The organism is Pseudomonas sp. NPDC088890, assembly GCF_044900155.1.
Lineage (GTDB): Bacteria > Pseudomonadota > Gammaproteobacteria > Pseudomonadales > Pseudomonadaceae > Aquipseudomonas > Aquipseudomonas urmiensis.
The window spans coordinates 116,384-142,109 of sequence record NZ_JBJDNG010000005.1 but is presented as its reverse complement, the minus strand read 5'-3'; the positions used below and the strand labels follow the sequence as shown (position 1 = coordinate 142,109).

Genomic DNA, 25,726 nt, shown 5'->3' with positions numbered 1-25,726 from the left:
CATGCTTTCCGAAAAACTGATCAACCACTGCAAGACCAAAGGCTGGTGGTTCGATGATGCCTCTGAAGAATACCGCCAAGCGTTGCTTGGCCTTGGCCTCCCCATGGACTCTGATTTCGTGCGCTTCTTCCTGCATGCCGAAGACGGTCCGACCTTTCTCAGTCGTCATGTGGAGATGTTTCAGGTGGGCTGGTTCCTGGTGAACTCCAGCTATATGGGTAGTATCAAGGCTGCCCATGTGATGGGGCTGCCAGAAGCATACCTGCCACTGGACGGGTTCCACTCCGAACACGGTTTCTTCTACAACCGCGATACAGGCGAAGTGCTTGAGCTGGAGGCCGGCCCGTTGCTGGCCGATTTCCTGGCAGGCAAAGTGAAACCTCAGTGGCCAGATTTCAACGCCTTCCTCGAATGGTATTTCGAACTGGATTGATCGCATTGCAGGTGGTCTTAGCGTAAGCAATCCATTGAACACAAGCTGCGCGCGCGCAAGAGTCTTTTACCGAAACCCCTGGTTTTCCGCGCGCCTGCTTTGCCTATCCTAGGTCGGGTCATCCTGCCTACGATGGACCCATGAAAGAGTCGCTCCCCAGCCGCTACGCCTGCCTGGCCGCCTGCCTGATCTTCACCTTTGCCAGTATCCCTTTGCTCGCCCAGCACAGCTGGCTGTGGCCGTTTTGCGTGATCACTGCCCTGCTCAGCCTGGTCGGCCTCAACGACCTGCGCCAGAGCCATCACGCGGTGCGGCGCAACTACCCGATCCTGGGCAACATCCGTTACCTGATCGAAACCATTCGCCCGGAAATCCGCCAGTACCTGATCGAAGGTGATGACGACAAGCTGCCGTTCTCCCGCGCGCAACGTTCACTGGTGTATGCCCGCGCCAAGAACGAGAGTGCCGAGAAAGCCTTTGGCACGCTCAATGACGTCTACAAGACCGGTTTCGAGTTCATCAGCCATTCGATGCTGCCGGTGCAAACGCCGGATCCGGCGTCGTTTCGCATCCGTATCGGCGGGCCGCAGTGCCTGCAACCCTATGCGGCATCGATCTTCAATATCTCGGCGATGAGCTTCGGCGCCCTTAGCGCCAACGCCATTGCCGCCCTGAACAAGGGCGCACGGCTGGGCCGCTTCGCCCATGACACCGGCGAAGGCAGTATCAGCCCCTACCATCGCGAGCACGGCGGCGACCTGATCTGGGAGATCGGCAGTGGCTACTTTGGCTGTCGCACCGACGAGGGCCGGTTCGATCCGCAGCGCTTTGCCGAGCAGGCGCGCGATGGGCAAGTGAAGATGATCGAGATCAAGCTCAGCCAAGGCGCCAAGCCTGGCCACGGCGGGATCTTGCCGGGGCATAAGGTCAGCCCGGAAATCGCCGCCACCCGTGGCGTGCGCGAAGGTGAGGACTGCATCTCGCCGGCCGCCCACAGCGCCTTCCGCACCCCGGTCGAGCTGCTGCGCTTCGTCGCGTTGCTGCGGGAACTGTCTGGCGGCAAGCCGGTGGGCTTCAAGTTTTGCCTGGGGCATCCGTGGGAGTTCATGGCCATCGCCAAGGCCATGCTGGCCACCGGCATTACCCCGGACTTCATTGTCGTCGACGGCAGTGAAGGCGGCACGGGCGCGGCGCCGCGAGAGTTTTCCGACAATATCGGCGTACCGCTGCGGGAGGGCTTGATGTTCGTGCACAACACCCTGGTCGGCTTGAACCTGCGTGATCGGGTACGCATCGGCGCGGCGGGCAAGCTGGTCAGCGCATTCGATATCGCCAGCGTATTGGCCATTGGCGCCGACTGGGTCAACTCGGCGCGCGGCTTCATGTTCGCCATTGGCTGCATTCAGTCGCAGAGCTGCCATACCAACAAATGCCCGACTGGCGTGGCGACCCAGGATCCTCTGCGCCAGCGTGCGCTCGTGGTGCCGGAGAAGGCCGAGCGCGTGGCCAGCTTCCATCGCAACACCTTGCATGCCCTGGCCGAGATGCTCGCCGCAGCGGGGCTTGAGCATCCCTCGGAGCTCAAGCCCAAGCACCTGGCGCGGCGTATCAGCCCCAGTGAAATTGGCCTGTTCTCGCAGCTGCATACCTTCCTCAAGCCAGGCGAATTGCTCAGTGGCTCGATCGAAAGTGAGTTCTATGCGCGGATGTGGCGGATGGCGCGCAGTGACAGCTTTGCGCCAGAGACGGGAGAAATTGACAAGGCGCCAGCCGTGGCTACGGTACGCCGCAAACAAACAGCCCCGGCATGACTCGCCATTTTGGGGCCGCGTTGCGGCCCTTCGCGGGCGAGCCCGCTCCCACAGGAATAGCGCTGCTTGAAGACTGGCGCTGTACATGTGGGAGCGGCGCGAATCTTCAGAGCAGCGTTAATCCTGTGGGAGCGGCGCCAATCTTCAGAGCAGCGTTAATCCTGTGGGAGCGGCGCCAATCTTCAGAGCAGCGTTAATCCTGTGGGAGCGGGCTTGCCCGCGAAGGGCCGCAACGCGGCCCCAAAGCAGACGACACGTAGTGCCCACAGGAACAGCGCCAATCTTCAGAGCAGCGCCAACCCTGTGGGAGCGGGCTTGTCGGGGCGCCGAACCGCCGCGAAGGGCTGCAGAGCAGCCCCAAAGCAGACGACACGTATCTAACTGATCAAGATCAGAAGATGCTGATCGGGTACTCGACGAATACGCGGACTTCGTTACCGTCGTCGTTGTAGCCGTTTTGCTGAACGGCGTTGTTGGTACGCACGAACGAGCTACGCAGCTTGATCGACAGGTCCTTGGCCGGGCCGTCTTGAACGACGTAACGGATCTGGTTGAAGATCTCGCGCTCTTTACCCTCGCCGAAGCCTTGTGGGGCACCGACTTTACGGGTGTTGATGTTGTCACCAACAACGTAGGCAACCTTGTAGGTCAGGCCCGGTACGCCGAAGGCGCCGAAGTCCAGGCCATAGCCCAGCTGCCAGGAACGCTCGTCTTCAGCGTTGAAGTCAGACCAGTAGGAGTTGGCCAGGTAGATGGTCGAACCACCGTCACCCACGCCACCCTCGTTCTGGTACCAGCCGTAGTTGTAGCCGGTGCTGCCGGTGCTGCGCTGGTGCGCCAGGGTGAACGAGTGCGGGCCGTAGGCGTAGGTAGCAGCCAGGCTCCAGATGGTGTTGGAGTCGCCATTGAGGCTGGCGGCGCGTACGTACTTGTTGTCGATGTCCGACTTGTAGCCGTTGAAGTCCAGGGTCAGCGACTGGTCAGCGGCAATCGGGAAGACGTAGTTCAAGCCCAGGTAGTGCTTCTTCATCACGTCTTCGTTGTCTGCGGTGTACAGCGAAGCGGTGAAGTTGTCGGTAACTTTGTAGCTACCACCGAGCACGTTGATCGACTTGAGGCCACCGCCGTCACGGCGCTCGGCGCTCTTGCGCGCTTCCTGGGTGAAACGACCGGCGTTCAGCTCCAGGCCTTCGATCTCCTTGGAGGTGATCAGGGTACCGGTGAAGCTTTCTGGCAGCAGACGGGCATCGTCGTATTGCAGAACCGGCAGGGCTGGCATCTGGTCACCGTACTTGAGCACGGTGTTGGAGATGCGGAACTTCACGGCCGCGCCAGCGCGGGCCAGGTTGTGCGGCGAGTTGGTTTTTTCGCCGTCGAAGGTAGGGTCGGAGCGCTTGAAGAAGTCGACGCCGCCACCTTGGTTGCGACCTTTACCACCGTCCAGACGCACCGCGTACAGGCCGAAGGCGTCAACGCCTACACCGACGGTGCCTTGGGTGAAGCCGGAGGAGAAGTTGGCGATGAACGCTTGACCCCATTGGGACTGATCGTTGGTGCCGTGTTTCTTGTCACGATTGATGAAAGCGTTACGCAGGAGAACGTTTGCGTGGCTGTCTTCGATAAAGCCCTTGCTGTCGGCCTGCTCGTTGGCCTGTGCCTGGGTCGCGGCGATCATCGCCAAGGCGACCAGGCTGATCCTGGTTTTCAACATGTTATTTTCCTTATTTCTTAATCAAAAACGCTCTGCATTTTGACGCCAGGAACCAACGCCCCTTCGTAGGTTCGACGCTATGCGGATCCAACTGGAAGGCCCCACCGATACTTGCCTGGCGGGCCTTGTGCAGCTGCATGGCCAAGTCATGGCCGGCAGGCGTTGGCCGAATCCTATCCGCCCGCGCTTGAGGATGTCAAAAAATCGTGAAATGCAGGTCGATATAACCAAAATCACGCTTAGGTCTGGTGCATTTCAATGCATATCTGCCATTGCCTGGGGCAATCTGTCTCTTGTGCTGACATCCTGACTGTGGCCTGGCATTTACAAACTGATACATATGTAAAGACGAGTCTTTACAAATACCCAAGCACGAGTAAATAGCACGCATTATCATCCGCACCCTTTTTCCAATTACTGCCTTATGCGGATGTTTCCATGCGTGCTGCCTGCCGTCTTTCTCCTGTAACCCTCGGCCTGTCGCTGCTGTGCAGCGCAGGCGTTGCCCATGCTGCTACCACTACCCTGCCGGAGTTGTCGGTCACCGCCGACAGTGAACGCGAGCGCGATAACCCCAGAGTGAAAGAAGTAAGCACCGCGACCCGCACCTCGACCCCGGTGCGTTACGTGCCGCAGGCGATCGACACCCTCAAGACGCAAAATGTGCTGGACTACGGCAGCAGTTCGCTGGGCAAGGCACTCGAAGGCATCCCCAACGTCAGCAGCAGCGCCGACACGCGCTTCGACAGCGTGCGAATCCGCGGCTTCGATAGCAGCAACGACTTCTATCTCGATGGCGTGCGCGACGACAGCCAGTACATTCGCGACCTGCACAACATCGAGCGGGTCGATGTGCTCAAGGGCCCAGCGGCAGTGCTGTATGGCCGGGGCAGCCAGGGCGGTATCGTCAACCGGGTGAGCAAGGTGCCAGAACATGGCCGCCGCTCGAGCATCGAGGTCCAAGGCGGCAGCGAGGACCTGCGCAGCCTGTACGCCGACCTCAACGCCGACCCTAGCGATGACATCAGCCTGCGCCTGAACCTGGGCAACCAGGACAACAACAGCTTCCGCGACGGTATCGATGGCAGCCGCCAGCTGTTCGCCCCCTCCATGAGCTGGCAGCTGAGCGAAGATCTCAACTGGCTGGTGCAGTACGAATACAGCCGCTTCAACCGCACACCTGATCGCGGCATCCCAGGCGTCAATGGACGCCCGGCCGACGTTGGCCGCGACACCACCTATGGCGATACCCAGCGCGACTTCATCGACGACAAGAGCCAGTCGCTGCGCTCACGCCTGAACTACCAGCTCAGCGACACCTGGCAGCTGCGCCATACCCTGAGCCTGTTCCAGCTCGACAGTGATTTCGACAACACCTACGTGACCGCCTACAACGCCAGCAATAACACCGTCACTCGCCAGCGTTGGCAGCAGGACCTGAAGACCCGCAACCTGTTCAACAACCTCGAAGCCGAAGGCAACTTCGCCACCTGGAGCCTGGAGCACAAGCTGCTGGTGGGCCTTGAGTTCGGACATCAGCGCCGCGATCCTTTGCTGTACACCGCCGCAAAGCCTAAGGACGGCGGCACCCTGGTTCCGAGCCTGGACCTGAACAACCCCGACCGTAGCCTGCAACACAACGGCCGCATGGTGGTGTCGAGCAACAACCACAGCGTGGTCGACAGCCGCGGCCTGTACTTGCAGGACCAGATCCGCCTGAACGATCAGTGGCAGATCCTCGCTGGCGTGCGCTTCGATCAGTTCGAGGTGGAAACGACCAACCAGATTCGTAACCTGAGCGAAAAACAGGACAGCAACACCACCAGCCCACGGCTGGGCGTGGTGTATTCGCCATGGCAAGACCATTCGTTCTATGCGTCCTGGAGCAAGACCTTTTCGCCGGTTGGCGGCGGGCTGATCGGCATCACCCCGGGCGCGCCTGGTAATGCCAACGACACCGGGCCAGAGCTCAGCCGGCAGAAGGAAATCGGCGTCAAGAGCGACTGGCTGGACGACCGCCTGACCACCACCCTCGCCGTCTATGAACTGGAGCTGTACAACCGCCGCACCCGCGACGCGAACAACCCCGAGCTGATTCAACTGAGCGGCCTGCAACGGTCACGCGGTATCGAGCTGACCGCCACCGGCAATATCGTTGGCAACTGGTACGTGCGCGGCGGGATCGGTATCCAGGACGCGATCATCGTCGAGGACAACAACGGCCAGGAGGGCAACCGGATCAACGACGTGGCCAAGCGTAACGGCAGCCTGTTCATCACCTGGAAGCCAGAGTTGGGCTGGTACGCAGAAACCGGCCTGACCCTGGTGGGCGAGCGCTATGCCGATAACCAGAACACCACGGTGTTGCCGGGCTATGGCCGCTGGGATGCACTGGCAGGGTTCCGTACACGCGACTGGGATGTGCGCGCGGCGTTGAACAATATTGCCGACAAGACCTACTACGCCTCGGCAACCAGTGCGGCGCAGATTCAGGTGGGCGATCCGCGCAGCCTGGTGGTGACCGGCACGTACAATTTCTAAATTTGCAGGGTGCTTACCGGCCGCGACTGATCACTGTTAGACCTGTTTCGTCTGTTTCGGGGCCGCTTTGCGGCCCCAAACTCTCAAGTGAACAGCACTCCTGTAGGCACGGCCGTGCAACTGACACCCACAAACAAAAACGCCACCGCATGATCGCGGTGGCGTTTTTCATTCATCCGTAAGTACTACCCGGTCAATGCCAGACAGCCATCAGAGCCTCAAGCTCTGCTTCACTGATCAAGCCTTGCGGATAGCGCCCATCCAGCAGACGTCGCGGGTCGGTCGTCCTGACCCGTTTGCTTCCATGGTGTCTCAACCACTGCGTCAATATTTTGAGCGATTCGTGATTCACTGCCGATGGGGGCAAAGCCGACTCACTTGCTGCATTCATCTCTACACAAACTCCCTGGGCCCGTGAGCGGCTAACTTACGTGGGTTTTGTTACAGATCGGAGTAGTCCTATCTGTTTGAAACACAATGGAAAACAATACAAAACGTATGCCATTCCCCGCGCCAGCCGTCGCACCAACAAAAAAGCCCGTCATCGCGACGGGCCTTTTCATTTGCCAAGAGGTTAGCGCTTGATCGGCGCCGGTTGCTGCTGGGTCAGGCAGTGAATGTTGCCACCGCCCAGAAGCAACTCACGACCCGGGATCATCACCACTTCATGATTTGGGAAGACCTTGGCCAGAATCGCTCTAGCTTCAGCATCTGCCGGATCGTCGAAGCTCGGCGCGATGATCCCGCCATTGACGATCAGGAAGTTCACATAGGAGCCAGCCAGGCGCACCGATGGATCACGCTCCTGGCTGCCGGCGACCTGATCGACCCCGGCGCACTCTTCTTGCGTCGCGAACAGTGGTCCAGGAATGGGCATCTTGTGCACCACGAACTCGCGCCCTTTGGCATCACGGGTGTTTTTCAGCACCTCGAAGGCCGCGTGGCAGCGGGCGTAGTTGGGGTCGTTGGAATCATCGGTCCAGGCCAGTAACACTTCACCTGGGGCGACGTAACAGCAGAAGTTGTCGACGTGGCCGTCGGTCTCATCGTTGTACAAGCCATCTGGCAGCCAGACGATGGTATCGACTGCCAACTGCTCGCGCAGGATCTGCTCGATCTGCTCGCGGTCCAGGTGTGGGTTGCGGTTGCGATTGAGCAGGCATTCCTCGGTGGTGATCAGGGTGCCTTCACCGTCGACGTGGATCGAGCCGCCTTCGAGCACGAAACCTTCGGTCTGGTAGCGCTGGCAGCGCTCCATTTCCAGCACCTTGGCAGCCAGCTCTTCATCGCGGTTCCACGGCGCATAGAGGCCGCCGTCGAAGCCGCCCCAGGCGTTGAAGCCCCAATCTACACCGCGCACTTCGCCGTGGTCATTGATGACGAAGGTTGGGCCGGTGTCGCGCACCCACGCATCGTCGTTGCTGATTTCCACCACGCGGATGTTCGGCACGTCGAGTTGGCGCCGAGCGTTCTCGTATTGGCCGGCGGAAACGCCGACGGTCACCGGCTCGAAGCGGGCGATGGCCTTGGCCAGGGTGACATGCGCAGCCTGTGCTGGCTTGCCGCCCAGACGCCAGTTGTCAGGGCGCTCCGGCCAGACCATCCAGACCTGGGTCTGCGGCGCCCATTCGGCTGGCATGTGGAAGCCGTCGGCACGCGGGGTCGAATTGAGGGTTTTCATCAGTAGCCTCTGGAAAAACTGTCGGAGGGTCTGGGTCGCGCTGCGGCCCGAGGGTCAATGACCCGCATTTATATCCGATAAATATCGGCTTTAAAAGCGATCAAAGAGACCGTTTAGATATAAAAAGCTCGATCTAACCGATATGAATCGATTTGACCGAGCCATTCGCCCGCTGTTAGAGACCTTCAGCCAAGATCCTATCCACACAATCGACGAAGTAATCCACACTCGCCCGCGTGGTACACATCGGCGGTTTGATCTTGAGGATGTTCAAGTAATCGCCGGTTGGCTGCATGAAGATGCCCAGATCGCGCAAGCGATTGCACAGCATCATGGTCTCCTCACTGGCCGGCTCCAGTGTGTCGCGATCGCGTACCAGTTCCAGTCCCAGATAGAAACCCGAACCATGGGCGGCGCCGGCCAGCGGATGTTTATCGACCAAAGCCTGCAAGCGCGCCTTGAAGTAGGCGCCGACCTCACGGGTGTTCTGCCACAGGCCCTCGTCGTGCATCACGTCCAGCACTGCCAGGCCGATCCGGCAACTGACGGGGCTGCCGCCTGCGGAGGAGAAGAAGTAGCCCTCGGCTTCCAGCGCCTCGGCGATTTCGCGGCGAGTGATCACTGCGCCCAGCGGCTGGCCGTTGCCCATGCCCTTGGCCATGGTGATGATGTCCGGGACCACGCCCTGCTCCTCGAAGCCCCAGAAATACTCGCCCAGCCGACCGTAGCCGACCTGCACCTCGTCGGCGATGCACACCCCGCCACGGGCGCGCACCTTGGCGTAGGCATCGCGCAGATAGCCTGCCGGCAACGAGATCCCCCCGGCGTTGCCGTACACCGGCTCGCAGATCATGCCGGCCAGCTGGCGCCCGCGCGCATCGAGGTCGGCAAGCTTGGCATCGACGTCACGCAGGTAGTCGGCGGCGCTGTCCGGCCCGCGATAACGGCCACGGAAGGTGTTCGGCGCCTCGACCGGGTGGACCCAATCCGGCCGGGTTTCCAGCGCTTGCGGGTTATCGGCGATAGAGGTGGAAATAGCATCGGTGGCCACCGACCAGCCGTGATAGGCCTCCAGCACGCTGAGCAGGTCGCGCCCGCCGCTGTAGGCCCAGGCCAGGCGAATTGCCAGGTCGTTGGCCTCGGTGCCGCTGTTGACCAGAAACACCCGGTCAAAGCCAGGCGGCGCCAGGGCCAGCAGGCGCTCGGAGAACTCGGCGATGGCCGCGTAGTGAAAGCGCGAGTTGGTGTTGAGCAGCGACCACTGGCGCGCCGACTCTGCGGCCATACGCGGGTGACCATGGCCGAGCACCGCCACGTTATTGAGCATGTCCAGGTACGAGCGGCCATGCATGTCGATCAGGTAGTTGCGCCAGCCCCGCTCGATACGCGGCGGCTGGGCATAGTAGTGCTTCTGCGAACGGGCAAAGCTGGCGTCGCGACGGGCCAGCAGCGCTTGGGCGTCGGGCAATGGCTCGGCATCGCAGGCAAAGCCGAGCAAAGGCTGCGGCGACGGGCACAGGGCCAACCAGGCGGCGGCTGCCGACGGCTTGGCGAAGAACGGCGGCTGCAGCGCATCTTCGCGACACAGCTGCACACTCAAAAAGCCACAGGCCGTACCCAGCGTCTGCCCCTGTGTCACCACCTGGCCATCGGCCGGAGTGTCTTCCAGGCCCTTGAGCCACAGGCTCCAATCGGCCGTGCGCAAGCGTCCACGACCCTCGCCAGTGCGCTGCCAGATGCCGTCCTGCGGCGCTTGCACCAGACTGCCAGATGGCACTCTCAACTCCACGCCAAGCGCGCAGGTGGCGGGCTCGTCGGGCCGATCGATATGGGTCTGCGACAAGCGATACTGGCCATGCAGGCTGCACGCAGCGCCGAGCTGCGCGGCCAGTACGGCCTGGTCAAAGCCGGCCTGCTCCCAGTTACCCGCCTCGCAATGCGGGCTGAGCACGCCAAGATCGACCTTGGTCACCGCCTGACCTGCCAACTCCGGCAGCAAAGGCGCGCAGCCAGATAGCTGAACAGATGGCAGCTGGCGACCGGCGGCTTGCACAATCGCCGCTTCCATCAGCGCCGCGGGCACGGCATTGGCGGTGTCGAAGATTTGCCATTCATGGGCGATGTTGTCGCGGGTGTACTGGTTGTCCGGATCGACCGCCAGCTGCTGTTCACTGCTCAGCACCAACACCGCAGCGCGCATCCGTACCAGCGGCCAGAGGGCACGCAACTCTGCATCACTGAGCGGATTGACCGCCTGATAAGCGCTGACCGCCGGCAGGATGCGCAGCGGATCGCCCTCGGCATGGTGCAGCAACGCTGCACAGGTCACCGATAGATCGGCAATGCGCCAGGTACGCAGCAGGTCGCCGAAATCGATCACCCCTTGCAGCTGCCATTGGCGCTGGGCGTCGCGGCTCCAGACCACGTTGTCGTCGGTGATATCCAGATGCACGGCCTGGGTCGGCAGTTGATCGACCAGGGTTGCCAAGGTTTGCCCGGCCTCACTCGCCACCCGTGCGACCTGCTCGCGGCGGGTTTCATCACGCAACACTGGCAGCAGATGCGCGATCAGTGCCTGGGCATGGCGCGGGTCCCACTGCAAGGTGCGCTCAAGCCCCGGATGGTCGAAGTCGGCCAGGGCCTGGTCGACCCGGGCACAGAGTGCGCCGAGCTCGGCCATCAGCCTGGCTGGCAGGTGCTTGAGGCGGGTCAACGGCTGGCCTTCGATGTAGTCGAGCAGGCGCACGCGCAGCGGTTGGCCTTCGCTGTCCAGCGCCAGCAAGGCTGAACCATTGCGCGCGGGACGCACCACCGGCACCGGCAAGCCCTGCTCACTCAGGTAGGCCAGGGCGGCATGCTGGGCCTGCAACTCGACCTCGGCATAGCTGCCATGGCACACCTTGAGCACGTAGCGCGCGTGACCGCTGTCGACACGGAAATTCAGGTCCTGCTGGCTACCCAATGATTGCAGGCTGCCCTCAAGGTCGTAGTGCGCCCTCAGCAAGGCATGCGCCTGGGCTTCGCTCAGCGAAGGACTGGGCTGGCTGGAACGTTGAATCAGGGTGCTGAGGGGCATGTGCAAGTGACCTCGGTTTTTTTGTCGCTTATATCGCCACTGCTGCGGGCGATATTCAAGAGGCGTGTGCGTAAAGACGACGGAGCACCTGAACCCGCACAATCCGCGAGCGCCCAAGGAAGGCCCCAAGTAGCGCATAATTGCCGCAGACTCTTCTGGCATAACTGGCGATGATGCAGATTTCCACCCCACCTCGGCGCCCCCGCTGGCGCAGCCTGGCGATACTTGCCGTGTGCCTGGCACCGCTGCTCTGGCCGCTGCATCACCTGGCCGAGCGCTACTACCAGGACGAACTGGCTTCGCAGAATCGCCAGACCCTCGACCTCTACGTGGCCAACCTGCTCGGCACCCTGCACCGCTACGAGACCTTGCCGCAGATCCTCGGCGACCTGCCGGCGCTGCGCCAGGTGCTGGCCGATCCGTTCAAGCTGGAGGCGGTGACCAACGCCAACCGCCTGCTCAAGGGCATCACCCAGCAGACCGGCGCCGAGGTGATGTACCTGATGGATGTCAGCGGCAACACCCTGGCCGCCTCCAACTGGGACAAGCACGACAGCTTCCTGGGCCGTAACTTCGCCTTCCGCCCGTACTTCATCGAAGCGATGGAGGGCCGCCTGGGGCGCTTCTTCGGCCAGGGCACGACCTCGGCCAAGCGTGGCTACTTCTTCGCAGCCGCCGTGCATGATCGCGACAAGGTGATCGGCGTGCTGGTGGTGAAAGTCGACCTGGACCACACTGAAACGCTGTGGGGGCGCACCCCCGAACAACTGTTGCTGACCGACCAGAACGGCGTGGTGGTGCTGACCTCGCGCCCCGACTGGCGCTTCCGTGCCACCCGCGCCCTGACCGACGCCGAACGGGCCGCCATGCTCGCCATCCAGCCTTATCCGACCCAGGCCCCGCAGCCGTTGAACCTCAATCCGGATGCCTGGCTGATCCAGACCCGCGACATCAAGGAAACCGGTTGGCAGGTGAGCATCCTCGCGCCTCACATCCTCATCGATCGCTCGGTGCAGACGGTCATGGCCATCGGTGGCGGCGCGTTGTTGGTACTGATTCTGCTGACGGGTCTGGTGATGCAGCGGCGGCGCCACTACATCGACCGGATCGACTTCGAAGCCCGGGGCCGCCAGCAGTTGGAAAAGCGTGTGGCCGAGCGTACCGCCGACCTCGAAGGGCTCAATACCCGGCTCAAGAGCGCCGTGCTGGAACGCGAAAATGCCCAGCAGGAGCTGGTGCGCGCCCAGGACGAACTGGTCCAGGCGGGCAAGCTGTCGGTGCTAGGCACCATGTCGGCAAGCATCAGTCACGAGCTCAACCAGCCGCTGGCGGCGATCCGCAGCTATGCCGAAAACGCGGAGATCCTGCTTGACCACGAGCGCACCGAGGATGCTCGCGGCAACCTCAAGCTGATCGGTGAGCTGACCGGACGCATGGCCTCGATCATCGCCCACCTACGCGCCTTCGCCCGCCGCGACCGCCATGCCCCCGAGAGCGTGGCCTTGCAGCCAGCCCTGGATGACGCCCTGGCCCTGCTGGCCAAGCGTCGCAGAGCGATGGCGGTGGAACTGATCCGCGACTTGCCCGATGCGCCGTTGTGGGTCCAGGCCGGCGAAACCCGCCTGCGCCAGGTGCTCGGCAACCTGCTGGCCAACGCCCTCGACGCGCTCACCGAAAAAGCCAACCCGCGCCGGCTGTGGCTGAGTGCCGAACGGCGCGATGAGTACGTCTACCTGTACATTCGCGACAATGGCCCTGGCTTTACCCGCCAAGCCCTGGAGCACGCCAAAGAGCCGTTCTTCACCACCAAGACCCGTACCCAGGGCTTGGGCCTGGGGCTGGCCATCTGCGAAAGCCTGATGCGCACCCTCGGCGGCGAACTGCTGCTCGGCAACCACCCGGAAGGTGGCGCCCTGCTCACGTTGCAGATGCGCGTCGCCAAGCCCGGCGCGACCTTGCCCACTTCGGAGGACCCCTCGGCATGACGTCCGAGACATTGATCGACAGCCGTACCCAGGTGATCCTGGTCGACGACGACCCACACCTGCGCCAGGCGCTGGGCCAGACGCTGGACCTGGCCGGGCTCAAGGTGGTGACCCTGGCCGACGCCCAAGGCCTGGCCGAACGCATCGAGGCGGACTGGCCCGGCGTAGTCGTCAGCGATATCCGCATGCCCGGCATCGATGGCCTGCAACTGCTGGAACACCTGCGCGGGCGTGACCACGAGTTGCCGGTGTTGCTGATCACCGGTCACGGCGACGTGCCGCTGGCGGTGCAGGCGATGCGCGCGGGGGCCTATGACTTCCTGGAAAAACCCTTCGCCAGCGATGCCCTGCTCGACAGCGTACGCCGTGCCCTGGCCTTGCGTCGGCTGGTGCTGGACAACCGCAGCCTGCGCCTGGCCTTGAGCGACCGCCACGAGCTGTCCACCCGCCTGGTCGGCCAGTCGCCGGCCATGCAGCGTCTGCGCGAGCAGATCGGTGCCCTGGCCGCAACCCGCGCCGACGTGCTGATCCTCGGCGAAACCGGCGCCGGTAAGGAAGTGGTAGCCCGTGCCCTGCACGACCTGTCCAGCCGCCGTGACGGCCCGTTCGTGGCGATCAACGCCGGTGCCCTGGCCGAATCGGTGGTCGAGAGCGAGCTGTTCGGCCATGAGCCCGGCGCCTTCACCGGCGCGCAGAAACGCCGCATCGGCAAGTTCGAATTCGCCAACGGCGGCACCTTGTTCCTCGACGAGATCGAGAGCATGAGCCTGGACGTGCAGGTCAAGCTGCTGCGCCTGTTGCAGGAGCGGGTAGTCGAGCGCCTGGGTGGCAATCAGCTGATCCCGCTGGATATCCGCATCATCGCCGCGACCAAGGAAGACCTGCGCCAGGCCGCCGATCAAGGGCGTTTTCGCGCCGACTTGTACTACCGCCTGAACGTGGCCCCGCTGCGCATTCCGGCCCTGCGCGAACGCGGCGATGACATCCTGGTGCTGTTCCAGCATTTCGCCGATGCCGCCAGCCAGCGCCACGGCCTGGCGCCGCACACCCTGCAACCGGCGCAACGCGCGGTGCTGTTGCGCCACGACTGGCCCGGCAACGTGCGTGAGCTGCAAAACGCCGCCGAACGCTTCGCCTTGGGCCTGGAGCTGGCGCTCGATGGTCAGGTGGCGGCTGCCCCGCAGGTGAGTGCGCCCGTGCTCAGCGGCAACCTCAGCGAACAGGTCGAGCAGTTCGAGCGCTCGCTGATCGCCGCTGAGCTGACCCAGCCACACAGCTCCATGCGCAGCCTCGCCGAAGCGCTGGGCATCCCCCGTAAAACCCTGCACGACAAACTGCGCAAGCACGGCCTGAGCTTCGCCGACAGCAATGGCAGCGGGCCTGACGACCACGAGGACAACCGCCCATGAGCAGCGACAGCCAATACCTGCAAGCGGTGTTGCACAGCGACATCCCGCTGACCCGCGAAATGGGCCTGCAAGTGCTCAGCTGGCAAGACCACTGCTTGCAGCTGCAACTGCCGCTGCAAGCCAACGTCAACCACAAGAGCACCATGTTCGGCGGCAGCCTGTACTGCGCGGCGGTGCTGGTGGGCTGGGGCTGGCTACACCTGCGCTTGCGCGAGGCCGGCATCGACGATGGGCACATCGTCATTCAGGAGGGGCAGATCAGTTATCCACTGCCGGTCACCGGCGCGGCGGTCGCTCGCTGCCAGGCGCCAGACGACAGCACCTGGCAGCGCTTCGTGACGATGTACCAGCGCCGTGGCCGCGCTCGCCTGACGCTGGCAACGGTGGTAAGCAACAGTGGCAGCGACGAGCCCGCGGTCAACTTCAGCGGGCAGTACGTGCTACATCGCTGAGGCGAGCTGGATCAACGCCTGGCGCCACTGCGCGGCGCTGGGCAGGGCGAGGAAAAATGGATTGAGCAACGATTCACGCGGTGGATAGCGAAACGGCTGGGCGTCCAGGCCGATCACCTCGCCGCCTGCCCCTTCCAGCACGCCCTGGGCGGCCGCAGTGTCCCACTGCGAGGTCGGTGCCAGGCGCGGATAGCAATCGGCGGCGCCTTCGGCCAGCAGGCAGAACTTCAGCGAGCTGCCGATATTGGCCAGTGCCAACTCGCCCACGGCACCCCTCAGGCCGGCTAGCAAGGCTTCCTGCTGAGGGCTGGAATGGCGGCGACTGGCGACTACGGTGAACTGGCCATCGGCTGGCGGCGTGTTGCGCACCTGGATCTGTTCAGCGTGAGCGCCTCGATCAACGCGCCAGGCGCCCAGCTCACGACCGCCGAAGTAACAGCGGCCATTGGTCGGCATCGCCACCACACCGAACACCACTGCACCGTTGTCGATCAGGGCGATGTTGACGGTAAACTCTTCACTGCCGGCGATGAATTCCTTGGTGCCATCCAACGGATCGACCAGCCACCAGCGGCTCCAGCTTTGCCGCTCGGCCAGGGAGATCTCGCAATCTTCCTCGGACAGCACCGGGATCTCAGGCGCCAACGCTTGCAGACCGTCGGCAATGACCCGGTGAGCGGCCAAGTCAGCTGCGGTGACCGGTGAATCGTCAGCTTTGGCGGTGACCGCCACGTCTGCGCGCCAGTACGGCAAGATCGCCTCGCCAGCAACCAGGGCGAGCTTCACTACTTCGTGCATCAGCTGTTGGTCGTTCATGCGCTGAGCAGCCCACGTTGAGTCAGCATGTCACGCACCAGGTACAGCGCCGCCAAGGCTCGGCCTTCAGTGAATTGCGGATGCATGGCCAAGGCCGACAGCTCGCGCAAGTTGACCTTGTCGACCCGCATCGGCTCAGGCTCATCGCCTTCCAGGCGTTCTTCATAGAGGTCGGTGGCCAACACCACCTGGATCTTTTGACTCATGTAGCCGGGCGAGAGCGACAACTCGGTCAGATGTTCCAGCTGGCGTGCGCCGAAACCGGCTTCTTCCTTGAGTTCGCGGTTGGCCGCGGCCAGCACATCCTCGCCCGGTTCGATCAGGCCTTTGGGCAGCGACAGCTCATACTCATCGGTGCCGCCGCAGTATTCTTCGACCAGCACCGCATGCTCGGCATCGAGCATCGCCACGATCATCACCGCACCGTAGCCATTCCCCCGCCCGACCAGCCGTTCGTAGGTCCGCTCGGTGCCGTTGGAGAAGCGCAGCTGTACCGCTTCGACCCGGAACAGGCGGCTACTGGCGACGATTTCGCGGCTGAGGACGGTGGGTTTCTGGCGCATGGGGCGGCTCCTTGGCGTGAACGGGTTACTATACCGTGGCTTGCCGACTGATCGAGAGTTTCCCATGCCGCAAATTCAATGGTCCGATATCGATACCGTCCTGCTGGACATGGATGGCACCCTGCTCGACCTGCATTACGACAATCAATTCTGGCTGCAGCACCTGCCCCAGCGCTACGCCGAGCTGCATGGCGTGAGCCGGGCCATGGCCGAGATGGAGTTGCAGCCATTGTTCGAAGGCAATGCCGGTACGCTGAACTGGTACTGCATGGACTTCTGGAGCCGCGAGCTGAAGCTGCCGGTCTGTGAGCTGTCACGCGAGCTCGCTCACCTGATCGCCCTACGCCCGGATGCCGACACGTTCCTTGCTGCGATTCGCAAGGTGGGCAAGCGGGTGATACTGATCACCAATGCCCATCGCGATTCGCTGTCGCTGAAGCTGGAGCGCGTCGAGCTGGCGCCGTATTTCGAGCGGCTGATCAGCTCGCATGATTATGGCTATCCCAAGGAGAGCCCACAGTTCTGGGACGCATTGCAGGCAGATATCGGCTTTGAGCCTGCGCGCAGCCTGTTTATCGACGACACCCTGGCGATCCTGCGCAGCGCGCAGCGCTTTGGCGTAGGGCATCTGCTGGCGGTGCGCCAGCCGGACAGCAAGGCAGCGCCACGCGATACCCAGGAGTTCGCAGCGGTTGAGGATTATCGGGAATTGCTGGTGGGGATCGAGTAAGCGAAACAAACACTCATGGATTGCACAGGATCCTGTGGGAGCGGGCTTGCCCGCGAACAAGGGCGCAGCCCTTGCCCGTACATAGAGCTTGATCGCCCTGGCCTCTTCGCGGGTAAACCCGTCCTACAGAACTGCTGGGCCCCCGCGAAGGGGTTAAAACAAACGATGAATAGCCTTCAATCCGGAATCCGCAGCACCTGCCCTGGATAAATTTTGTCCGGATGCGACAGCAGCGGCTTGTTGGCCTCGAAGATCTTCTGGTACTTGTTCGGGTCGCCATACACCCGTTTGGAAATAGCGCTCAGGGTGTCGCCCTTCTCGACCGTGACGAATTTCGCCGCCTGGGCGATCGGTCCGGTCACGGTGATCTGGTCATCGACGCTGGCCACACCACTGATGTTGCCCGCTGCGAGAATGATCTTTTCTTTCTCCTCCTGGCTGGCCACCTCGCCCTTGAGGATGATCTTGTCGCCCTCTACAGTGGCGGTGATGTTCGGATTACCCAGGCCGACCTTGCTTACATGCTCTTTGAGTTGCTCATCGGCATTGGCATTGCCAGGGGACAGCAGGTCGATCAACTTCTCGCCGGCTTCCTTGACGAAACTGAACAGGCTCATGACGCGCTCCTTGTTGATGAATCCTCGGAAGCACGAGTCTAGGCCAGGTTTGCCAACCTCGCCCTGCTGCGACCCATCGACGCGCTCTATCAAGGCATAGACCCTAGCGATTAGACGGCGCCAGCCCACGGGCCTAGGCTTGTGCTGGTAAAAAGCTGCCAGTGATCCGCCCTGATGAACAGCAAACCTCCGGTCTGCTCGGCGTCCACGCCTTTGTCCCTGCCTGCCGCCAGCAATACCTACGACTATCTCCAACTCAGCGATGACGCGCGCGCCAGCACGCCGCTCGCCGAGGAAGTCGCCTTGGCCATCGCCTATAACGGTCTCAATCAGGCCGTGATGCTGGTCAGCCCTACCGATATGGAAGACTTTGCGGTGGGCTTTAGCGTCGGCAGCGGGATCGTCGAGGGCACGGCGGAAATCTATGACATGAAGTTCTCAGGCTCAGGCTCGGCGTTGTATGCCGACCTGGAGATCTCCAGCCGCGCCTTCTGGAACCTGAAGAACCAACGCCGCCAGTTGGCCGGCACCAGCGGCTGCGGCCTGTGCGGTGTCGAAGCCTTGGAGCAGGCGCTGCCAGAGCTCGACAAACTGCCTGGTGCGCCGCTGCCACCCGCCCATTGGCTGAAGGACCTGCGGCAACGCATCGACCAGTTCCAGCCGCTGGGCCAGCACTGCGGCGCGGTGCACGCCGCGCTGTACATGGACAGCAACGGCGAGCTGTTGATGGGCCGTGAGGACATCGGCCGGCACAACGCCCTGGACAAGCTGATCGGCGCCCTGCTGCGCCAGCAGATCGATACCCGCGGCGGCCTGGCCATCGTTACCAGCCGCTGCAGCCTGGAGTTGATCCAGAAGGTCCTGCGCGCGGGCATTCAAACCCTGGTCAGCCTGTCGGCGCCCACCGGTCTTGCCCTGCAATGGGCGCGCAAGCACAACCTCAATCTTATTCACCTGCCTAAACACAGTGCACCACGGGTGTTCAGCCCTGTGGCGGAGTAGTCGTAGACGTGACCTCGCATCAGCAACTCCCACAAGAACAAATCACTCCCCGCTACAAGCCCTACCACGGCGCCGCCGGAGGCTGGGGCGCCTTGCGCAGCGTGGCCAAGGCCTGGGTCGCCAGCGACAACGCGCTGAAGAACATCCGCGCGCTGCTCAAGACCAACCAGAACGGCGGCTTCGACTGCCCGGGCTGCGCCTGGGGCGACTCGCCGGAAAGCGGCATGGTCAAGTTCTGCGAGAACGGCGCCAAGGCAGTCAACTGGGAAGCCACCAAGCGCCGCGTCGATGCCGCGTTCTTCGCCCGGCATAGCGTCACTTCGTTGCTCGAGCAGAGCGACTACTGGCTGGAGTACCAGGGCAGGCTCACCGAGCCGATGGTCTATGACCCAGCCAGCGACCGCTACCAGCCGATCGACTGGGACAGCGCGTTCGCCTTGATCGCCCGCCATCTGAACAACTTGGCCAACCCCGACCAAGCTGAGTTCTACACCTCCGGCCGGGCCAGCAATGAGGCGGCGTTCCTCTATCAGCTGTTCGTCCGTGCCTATGGCACCAACAACTTCCCTGACTGCTCGAACATGTGTCACGAGGCCAGCGGGGTCGCCTTGGGCCAGAGCGTCGGAGTCGGCAAAGGCACGGTGACGTTCGATGATTTCGAGCACGCCGACGCGATCTTCGTCTGGGGCCAGAACCCGGGTACCAACCACCCGCGCATGCTCGATCCGCTGCGCGATGCGGTAAAACGCGGTGCCCAGGTGGTTTGCGTCAACCCGCTCAAGGAGCGTGGCCTGGAGCGCTTCCAGCACCCGCAGAACCCGTTGGAGATGCTCACCAACAGCGACCGGCCGACCAATACCGCCTATTTCCGCCCAGCCCTGGGTGGCGACATGGCATTGCTGCGCGGCATGGCCAAGTTCCTCTTGCAGTGGGAACGCGAGGCCCAGGCCAAGGGTGAGCCAGCGATCTTCGATCATGTGTTCATCGCTGAACATGGCCACGGCATCAATGAATACCTGGCCGTGGTCGATGCCACCCCCTGGGAGCAATTGCAGGCCCAATCTGGCCTGACCTTGGCCGAGATCGAACAAGCGGCGCGCATGTACTGCAAAGGCAAGCGGGTGATCATGTGCTGGGCGATGGGCATCACCCAGCACCGTCACTCGGTGCCGACCATCCAGGAAATCGTCAACCTGATGCTGCTGCGCGGCAACATTGGCCTGCCAGGTGCAGGTTTGTGCCCGGTGCGTGGCCACAGCAACGTGCAGGGCGACCGCACCATGGGCATCAACGAGCGGCCACCGGCATTGCTGCTCGACGCCCTGCAAAAGCGCTTCGACTTCGCCGTGCCGCGCCACAACGGCCACAACACGGTCGAGGCGATCCACGCCATGCTCGAAGGTCGAGCCAAGGTCTTCATCGGCCTGGGCGGTAACTTCGCCCAGGCGACCCCGGACAGCGAGCGTACGGCTCGTGCCCTGCGCAATTGCGAGCTGACCGTGCACATCAGCACCAAGCTCAACCGCAGCCATTTGGTCCATGGCAAGCAAGCACTGATCCTGCCGTGCCTGGGGCGTACCGATATCGACCTGCAAGCCGAAGGCCCGCAAGCGGTGACGGTGGAAGATTCGTTCAGCATGGTGCATGCCTCCAATGGCCAACTGCACCCGCTGTCAAAGCAAATGCGCTCGGAGCCTTCGGTGGTCGCTGGTATCGCTGCCGCCACGCTTGGCAAGCAGCCGGTCGACTGGAACTGGTTGGTAGCCGACTACGACCGCATTCGCGAGCTGATCGCCGACACCATTCCAGGCTTTGCCGATTTCAACCAACGCCTGCGCCATCCTGGTGGTTTCTACCTGGGCAACAGCGCCGGCAGCCGCAAATGGCAAACCGCGACCAAGCGCGCCAACTTCAAGGCCAACCTGTTACCCGACAGCTTGCTCGACCCACGCGTGCGCGCCAGCGGCCAGCTACCGGACCTGATCATGCAATCGATGCGCTCGCATGATCAGTACAACACCACCATCTATGGCTTGGATGATCGCTATCGCGGCGTCAAAGCGCAGCGCGATGTGCTGTTCGTCAATGAGGCCGACATCATTCGTCTTGGCTTTGCGCCAGGGCAGAAGGTGGATATCGTCTCGCTGTGGGACGATGGGCTTGAACGTCGGGTGCAGGGCTTTACACTGTTGGCCTATGACATCCCGGCAGGCCAGGCAGCGGCTTACTATCCAGAAGTGAACCCACTGGTGCCGCTGGAGAGCATCGGCGACGGCAGCCATACGCCGACCTCGAAATTCGTCGCCATCAAGCTTGAGCGCGCTAGCGATAGCGGCCGCATCATCTAAGCCTCACCCGGGCGTAGAAGCCAAAAAAAAGCCCTGTCCGCAATGACCAGGGCTTTGTCTCAAGTAACCTATGACCGCCGAAAATCGAGAAAGTTTCACCGAAAAAACAGTAACTTAGAGAATTGTGTACAACTCGTGCTACTCGTCGGATTTCGATTGCCAGACGCCCCGCCGAGCCTCAAATTCGCCCTCGTCATCCCTATGAGGCTCTCTTGATGAAGAAGTACTCCTCGATTCTGTTGTTGTCTCTTGGCCTGCTCAGCGGCGTTGCCATGGCGGGCGGCACCACCGAAGCCGGTATTGGCGGCGCATTGGGTGGGGTACTCGGCTCAGTGGTCGGCCAGCAAATCGGTGGCAGCACCGGTGGCGCCATCGGCGCAGGCCTGGGCGGTGCGGCCGGTAGTGCAGTCGGTGCCGACAAACGCCAGCGCGGCGAAGCGGCAATCGGCGGCGCCCTGGGCGCGGCTGGCGGTAACGTGCTCGGCCGCAGCGTCGGCGGCACCAACGGTAGCTACATCGGTGCAGCCGCTGGCGGCGGCGCAGGTGGCGCCCTGGGTAACTACATGGGCAACAAGGCCGATGAAGACGAGCGCCATGAACGCCGCTATCGCCGTGGCTACGACGACGACCGTCGTCACTACGACCGCGGCCACCACTACGGCCATCGCAAGAACAAGCACAAGCGCCACTGGCGTCACTGATGCCTGAACGCTCAGGCGTGCAACCCTAAGCCAGGCACCTAAGGCCCCGCCCCTATCGGCGGGGCCTTTTCATTTGTCCCGCGCACAACAGGATTAAGGGTGGCCCCGATATGGAGGCAAGGTGCCACTAGCTATCATCCCCTATTGAATAATTACGCACAGGACGCGGGGAATGCGCACGATCATCGTCGATACCATAGGTCAGATCACGACCTGGGCCAGCTGAACCATGCCCAGTCGCTCCCGCCCGCCACTGCTCGATCAAGCCAACTACCAACAGATCCGTCTACTGGTCGAACAGGCCAGCGGCGTGCACTTGGCCGATGACCGTCGCGCTGTGGTCGCGGCGCGCCTGCACAAGCGCCTGAAGCTGCATCAACTGTCCGACTTCGACGCCTACCTGGCGCTGCTCAGCAACGCTCAGGACGATAGCGAATACAGGCACGTGCTGGGCCTGCTGGTGCCCCGAGACAGTTATTTTTTCCGTGAGCACCGTCACTTCGAGTTCCTCAACCATTGGCTGGCCGAGCTCGCTCACCCGCCCCGGCTGTGGAGCGCCGCCTGCGCGAGCGGCGAAGAAGCCTGGAGCCTGGCCATGGTGGCCGCCGAGCAGCACCCTGGCGCTGGCTGGCAGGTGCTTGCCAGTGATCGCGACGCAGCCTTGCTGGAGCAGGCGCGCGCGGGCATCTATGACGTCAGCCAGGCGCGCTATTTTCCCGAAGGCTGGCTGAGCCGGCATTGTCTGTGCGGTGTCGGCGAAATGGCCGGACGCCTGCGCATCGCCCCAGCTTTACGCGCGCAGGTGATGTTCGAGACGATCAACTTGATCGAGCCGTTCCCCGCGCACCTGGGCCGCTTCGATGTGATCTTGCTGCGCAACCTGCTCTCAAGCTTTGCCCCACGGTACAAGCTCGACGTGCTGCAGCGTGTGGTCGAGCATCTGACCCCAGGCGGTCTGTTGATGATCGGCCACAGCGAAAGCATCCACGACCTCGACCTACCCTTGCGGCCACTACTGCCCTCGGTGTTCGCGCGCCTATGATGAGCAGCACTGCCGCAGTGATCGGCAGACAGGGACTGAATGCGCCCCCGTGCCGCTGGGCGCTTGTGGATCGAGCAGGCATGCCGCCCCTCTTCTCTTGCGAAACAGGCCCTGATCCATGCCTTGTCGAATACTGCTTGCCGATGACTCGCCGCTGTTCCGCGCAGGCCTGCGCGCCCTGCTCGAACAGAAAAAACAATATGCCGTGGTTGCCGACACAGGCGATGCGATGAACGCCGTGGCCCTGGCCGAAAAGCTCAAGCCGCACGTGGTCGTACTGGACATGAGTGGCGAGTTGGACGGCCAGCAGGCGCTGCAAGAACTGTTCATTCGCGCCCCGAGCAGCCGTGTGCTGATGCTCTCGCCGCGCTCGGAACTGGAGCATGTGTTGAGCTGCCTACAGCTGGGCGCCCACGGTTTTTTGCTCAAGAACGCCACGGTGGCCGAGTTGGAGCAGGCGCTGCTGACCCTGCGCCAAGGCGGCCAGTACCTGTCCTCGAGCGTCTTGCCGATGGTCATCGGCCAGGCCCTCAGACATAGCCGCAAACGCACCGCCGCCAGCCTGTCTGCACCGCTGACCACCCGCCAGCTTGAAATCCTGCGACTGATCGCCCGCGGTGAAACCACCCGCTCGATAGCCGAAGGCCTGGGCCTGAGCGTGAAGACCGTAGAAGCTCATCGCTCGCAGATCATGCATCGCCTACAGATTCATGACGTCGCCGGCCTGGTGCTGTTTGCCGTGCGCGAGGGGATCATCCGCCTCAACGATTGAGCTGCAGGCCTGCGAGGATGATCTGCAACGCTTCTGGCAGTGCCACCGGCTCGCCAGAGGCGCGTTCGACGAACACCTGCACCAACGTGCCTGCCGCACAGGCATCCGGCTCTGCGGGACAGAACAGCGCCAATCGGTACTCCACTGTGCTGCCACCCAGGCGGGTGACGCCCAGGCCCACTTCGAGTACGTCGGGGAAGGCAGGCAATGCGTAGAACTCCGCCGCCGAGCTGATCACAAAGCCGGCCAGCGCACCTTCGCGCAGGTCCAGTTCGGCCTGTTCGACGAGAAACGCCTGGATCGCGGTTTCGAAGAAGCCGTGCACCGTGGCACCGGCGATATGACCGTTGAGGTCGTTGTCTTGCGGGCGGGTGAGGATGGGGTGGAAGTGGCTGAAGTCGGAGCGTTGGGGGGATTCGGTCATGGAATACCACAAATGTTGGTTACATGAGAGAGAAGCTTCCCACAAAGAGTTAGGAAGTCATATAGTCGCAATCAACTGTAGATTGCATAGCATGGTGCATCCCGATGAAACCGAGACATACACCCGTGCCGACCCATCAACTCGATCACGCCGACCTAAGGCGCATGGCTGAAACCGGACGTATCAATGGAACCCACATTGTGGGGCAGCCTGGCGGCTGGGCCATACAGGTCAATATCAACCATGACGAACATGTCCTGACGGCGCAACGAAGCGGCAACACCAGGCTGTTCAAGAAGCTTGAAACCTTGGTCAGCTACCTGCACGAACTAGGCATCGACCACTTCCAGGTGGATAGCTCGACCTACGACCCACTTCAAATGAGCACCTATCAACGACCTGATCGTGCATCGGCCCTGAAGCGTGCACATCAGGCCGCCGCATACGACGCCTGGTTTATCGAACAAGTCGAGGCAAGCCTGAACGACCCAACCCCTGCGATGGATGATGAACAAATAGAAAAAGAATTCGCCGCGCGCCGCCTCGCGTTGAAGGGTAAAACCCGTTGATGCATTTGCTTTGGCACACCAACGCTCAGAAAGACCGCTTGCGAATCATGGATGCCATCGCTGACGATAACCCTGACGCCGCCATTGTGTTAGACGAAGACTTTAGAGACAAGGCAAGAAGAGCAGCCCAGAACCCCCGCATTTATAAACAAGGTCGGTATCCAGGCACCCGGGAAATCGTGATTCGGCCAAACTACGTGATGGTCTACCGCATCTTGCAGGACAGCGTAGAGATCTTACGCATCATTCATGCGCGACGGCTGTGGCCATAAACCATGTCCCATGAACGAAAAAACCGCCCCAAAGGGCGGCTTTTTCATTCCACGCTAGCTACAGCTTACAGCTGTGGGCCAGCCGCCTTGATGGCGTCGGAAACCTCGAACTTCTTGAAGTTCTCGATGAACAGCTTGGCCAGGCCTTTAGCTGCTTCGTCGTAGGCCGCCTTGTCTTCCCAGTTGGTGCGTGGGTTGAGCAGGTTGGTCTCGACGCCTGGAACAGCCTTAGGCACGTCCAGGTTGATGATGTCCAGGTGCTCGGTCTCGGTACCTACCAACGCGCCGCTCTGGATCGCTGCGATCACTGCACGGGTGGTCGGGATGCTGAAACGCTTGCCAACGCCGTAGCCACCGCCGGTCCAGCCGGTGTTGACCAGGTAGACCTTGGAGTTGAAGCCCTTGATGCGCTTGATCAGCAGCTCAGCGTATTCGCCAGCCGGACGCGGGAAGAACGGTGCGCCGAAGCAGGTGGAGAAGGTCGACTTGATGCCGCCACCGGAACCCATTTCGGTCGAACCGACCAGCGCGGTGTAACCGGACAGGAAGTGATAGGCCGCCTGCTCGTTGTTCAGGATCGACACTGGCGGCAGTACGCCGGTCAGGTCGCAGGTCAGGAAGATGACCGCATTCGGCTCGCCGCCCAGGTTGTGCTCGGAGCGCTTGGCAACGTGCTCCAGCGGGTAGGCGGCGCGGCTGTTCTGGGTCAGGCTGACATCGGTGTAGTCGGCGTGCTTGGCATCGTCGATAACGACGTTTTCCAGCACGGCG

General features: G+C 62.3%; 22 protein-coding genes. 14 read left to right on the top strand and 8 right to left on the bottom strand.

The window, feature by feature from the left end; genetic code table 11:
- Position 1 precedes the first annotated feature (1 nt).
- Together ACI2JX_RS13090 and ACI2JX_RS13085 are read left to right on the top strand one after the other, a co-directional pair.
- Positions 2-433, top strand: coding sequence for a hypothetical protein (locus ACI2JX_RS13090; RefSeq protein WP_404690229.1), 432 nt, complete (start codon positions 2-4; stop codon positions 431-433).
- 140 nt (positions 434-573) lie between these two features.
- The gene (locus ACI2JX_RS13085; RefSeq protein WP_404690228.1) at positions 574-2,244 is read left to right on the top strand and encodes an FMN-binding glutamate synthase family protein; all 1,671 of its coding nucleotides are present in this window, start codon (positions 574-576) and stop codon (positions 2,242-2,244) included.
- A gap of 391 nt (positions 2,245-2,635) precedes the next feature.
- Here ACI2JX_RS13085 and ACI2JX_RS13080 read toward each other — a convergent pair whose 3' ends face one another.
- On the bottom strand, positions 2,636-3,955 hold the full coding sequence (locus ACI2JX_RS13080; RefSeq protein ID WP_264235225.1) for an OprD family porin: 1,320 nt from the start codon (positions 3,953-3,955) through the stop codon (positions 2,636-2,638).
- Positions 3,956-4,393: 438 nt separating this feature from the next.
- On the opposite strand from ACI2JX_RS13080, the gene ACI2JX_RS13075 reads away from it, so the two are divergent.
- Positions 4,394-6,496 carry a TonB-dependent receptor gene (locus ACI2JX_RS13075; protein WP_404690227.1) on the top strand — a complete coding sequence of 701 codons (2,103 nt, stop codon included), beginning with the start codon at positions 4,394-4,396 and terminating at the stop codon, positions 6,494-6,496.
- Positions 6,497-7,070: 574 nt separating this feature from the next.
- Here the strand turns inward: ACI2JX_RS13075 and aguA are convergent.
- Positions 7,071-8,177, bottom strand: a complete 1,107-nt coding sequence (gene aguA / locus ACI2JX_RS13070; RefSeq protein ID WP_186552847.1) for an agmatine deiminase — start codon at positions 8,175-8,177, stop codon at positions 7,071-7,073.
- Between the two features lie 175 nt (positions 8,178-8,352).
- Entirely contained in the window at positions 8,353-11,253 is a 2,901-nt protein-coding gene (locus tag ACI2JX_RS13065; RefSeq protein ID WP_404690226.1) for an aminotransferase, read from the bottom strand.
- A 170-nt stretch (positions 11,254-11,423) separates the two neighbouring features.
- Here ACI2JX_RS13065 and ACI2JX_RS13060 point away from each other — a divergent pair, with 170 nt between their 5' ends.
- Genes ACI2JX_RS13060 through ACI2JX_RS13050 form a run of 3 tightly spaced genes read left to right on the top strand, consistent with a single transcriptional unit; the run spans position 11,424 to position 15,099 of the window.
- On the top strand, positions 11,424-13,238 hold the full coding sequence (locus ACI2JX_RS13060; RefSeq protein ID WP_404690225.1) for an ATP-binding protein: 1,815 nt from the start codon (positions 11,424-11,426) through the stop codon (positions 13,236-13,238).
- Positions 13,235-14,647 carry a sigma-54-dependent transcriptional regulator gene (locus ACI2JX_RS13055; protein ID WP_404690224.1) on the top strand — a complete coding sequence of 471 codons (1,413 nt, stop codon included), beginning with the start codon at positions 13,235-13,237 and terminating at the stop codon, positions 14,645-14,647. The genes ACI2JX_RS13060 and ACI2JX_RS13055 overlap by 4 nt, the downstream gene beginning before the upstream one ends.
- A complete protein-coding gene (locus ACI2JX_RS13050) occupies positions 14,644-15,099 on the top strand; it encodes a YiiD C-terminal domain-containing protein (protein WP_404690223.1) in 456 nt (151 codons plus the stop codon). The genes ACI2JX_RS13055 and ACI2JX_RS13050 overlap by 4 nt, the downstream gene beginning before the upstream one ends.
- Here ACI2JX_RS13050 and cysQ read toward each other — a convergent pair.
- Both cysQ and nudE read right to left on the bottom strand, forming a co-directional pair.
- Positions 15,088-15,915, bottom strand: a complete 828-nt coding sequence (gene cysQ, locus ACI2JX_RS13045; RefSeq protein WP_404690222.1) for a 3'(2'),5'-bisphosphate nucleotidase CysQ — start codon at positions 15,913-15,915, stop codon at positions 15,088-15,090. The genes ACI2JX_RS13050 and cysQ overlap by 12 nt on opposite strands.
- A complete protein-coding gene (gene nudE, locus ACI2JX_RS13040) occupies positions 15,912-16,478 on the bottom strand; it encodes an ADP compounds hydrolase NudE (protein ID WP_186552853.1) in 567 nt (188 codons plus the stop codon). Before nudE ends, cysQ begins: the two co-directional genes overlap by 4 nt.
- A gap of 64 nt (positions 16,479-16,542) precedes the next feature.
- Here nudE and yrfG point away from each other — a divergent pair, with 64 nt between their 5' ends.
- Entirely contained in the window at positions 16,543-17,208 is a 666-nt protein-coding gene (gene yrfG, locus ACI2JX_RS13035) for a GMP/IMP nucleotidase (protein ID WP_404690221.1), read from the top strand.
- Positions 17,209-17,384: 176 nt separating this feature from the next.
- On the opposite strand, the gene lysM is transcribed toward yrfG, so the two are convergent.
- A complete protein-coding gene (gene lysM / locus ACI2JX_RS13030; protein WP_264235216.1) occupies positions 17,385-17,825 on the bottom strand; it encodes a peptidoglycan-binding protein LysM in 441 nt (146 codons plus the stop codon).
- Between the two features lie 174 nt (positions 17,826-17,999).
- Here lysM and fdhD point away from each other — a divergent pair, with 174 nt between their 5' ends.
- The 5 genes from fdhD (at position 18,000) to ACI2JX_RS13005 (ending at position 23,690) form a co-directional block, all read left to right on the top strand.
- On the top strand, positions 18,000-18,827 hold the full coding sequence (gene fdhD / locus ACI2JX_RS13025) for a formate dehydrogenase accessory sulfurtransferase FdhD (protein ID WP_186552856.1): 828 nt from the start codon (positions 18,000-18,002) through the stop codon (positions 18,825-18,827).
- A gap of 8 nt (positions 18,828-18,835) precedes the next feature.
- Entirely contained in the window at positions 18,836-21,175 is a 2,340-nt protein-coding gene (locus ACI2JX_RS13020) for an FdhF/YdeP family oxidoreductase (RefSeq protein ID WP_404690220.1), read from the top strand.
- Between the two features lie 215 nt (positions 21,176-21,390).
- Positions 21,391-21,876 carry a glycine zipper domain-containing protein gene (locus tag ACI2JX_RS13015; protein ID WP_186552858.1) on the top strand — a complete coding sequence of 162 codons (486 nt, stop codon included), beginning with the start codon at positions 21,391-21,393 and terminating at the stop codon, positions 21,874-21,876.
- Between the two features lie 229 nt (positions 21,877-22,105).
- Positions 22,106-22,918 (top strand): protein-glutamate O-methyltransferase CheR, encoded by an 813-nt coding sequence (locus ACI2JX_RS13010; RefSeq protein WP_264235214.1) that lies wholly within the window; start codon positions 22,106-22,108, stop codon positions 22,916-22,918.
- Between the two features lie 118 nt (positions 22,919-23,036).
- Positions 23,037-23,690 carry a response regulator gene (locus ACI2JX_RS13005; RefSeq protein ID WP_404690219.1) on the top strand — a complete coding sequence of 218 codons (654 nt, stop codon included), beginning with the start codon at positions 23,037-23,039 and terminating at the stop codon, positions 23,688-23,690.
- Here ACI2JX_RS13005 and ACI2JX_RS13000 read toward each other — a convergent pair.
- Positions 23,680-24,114: an acyl-CoA thioesterase gene (locus ACI2JX_RS13000; RefSeq protein ID WP_404690218.1), complete on the bottom strand. Its 435-nt coding sequence runs from the start codon at positions 24,112-24,114 to the stop codon at positions 23,680-23,682. The genes ACI2JX_RS13005 and ACI2JX_RS13000 overlap by 11 nt on opposite strands.
- 104 nt (positions 24,115-24,218) lie before the next feature.
- Here ACI2JX_RS13000 and ACI2JX_RS12995 point away from each other — a divergent pair, with 104 nt between their 5' ends.
- Both ACI2JX_RS12995 and ACI2JX_RS12990 read left to right on the top strand, forming a co-directional pair.
- Positions 24,219-24,683 (top strand): hypothetical protein, encoded by a 465-nt coding sequence (locus ACI2JX_RS12995; protein ID WP_189661656.1) that lies wholly within the window; start codon positions 24,219-24,221, stop codon positions 24,681-24,683.
- On the top strand, positions 24,683-24,955 hold the full coding sequence (locus ACI2JX_RS12990) for a type II toxin-antitoxin system RelE/ParE family toxin (RefSeq protein ID WP_404690313.1): 273 nt from the start codon (positions 24,683-24,685) through the stop codon (positions 24,953-24,955). Before ACI2JX_RS12995 ends, ACI2JX_RS12990 begins: the two co-directional genes overlap by 1 nt.
- A 65-nt stretch (positions 24,956-25,020) precedes the next feature.
- On the opposite strand, the gene ACI2JX_RS12985 is transcribed toward ACI2JX_RS12990, so the two are convergent.
- A partial coding sequence (locus ACI2JX_RS12985) for a phosphoenolpyruvate carboxykinase (ATP) (RefSeq protein ID WP_404690217.1) occupies positions 25,021-25,726 on the bottom strand: 706 nt, incomplete at its 5' end.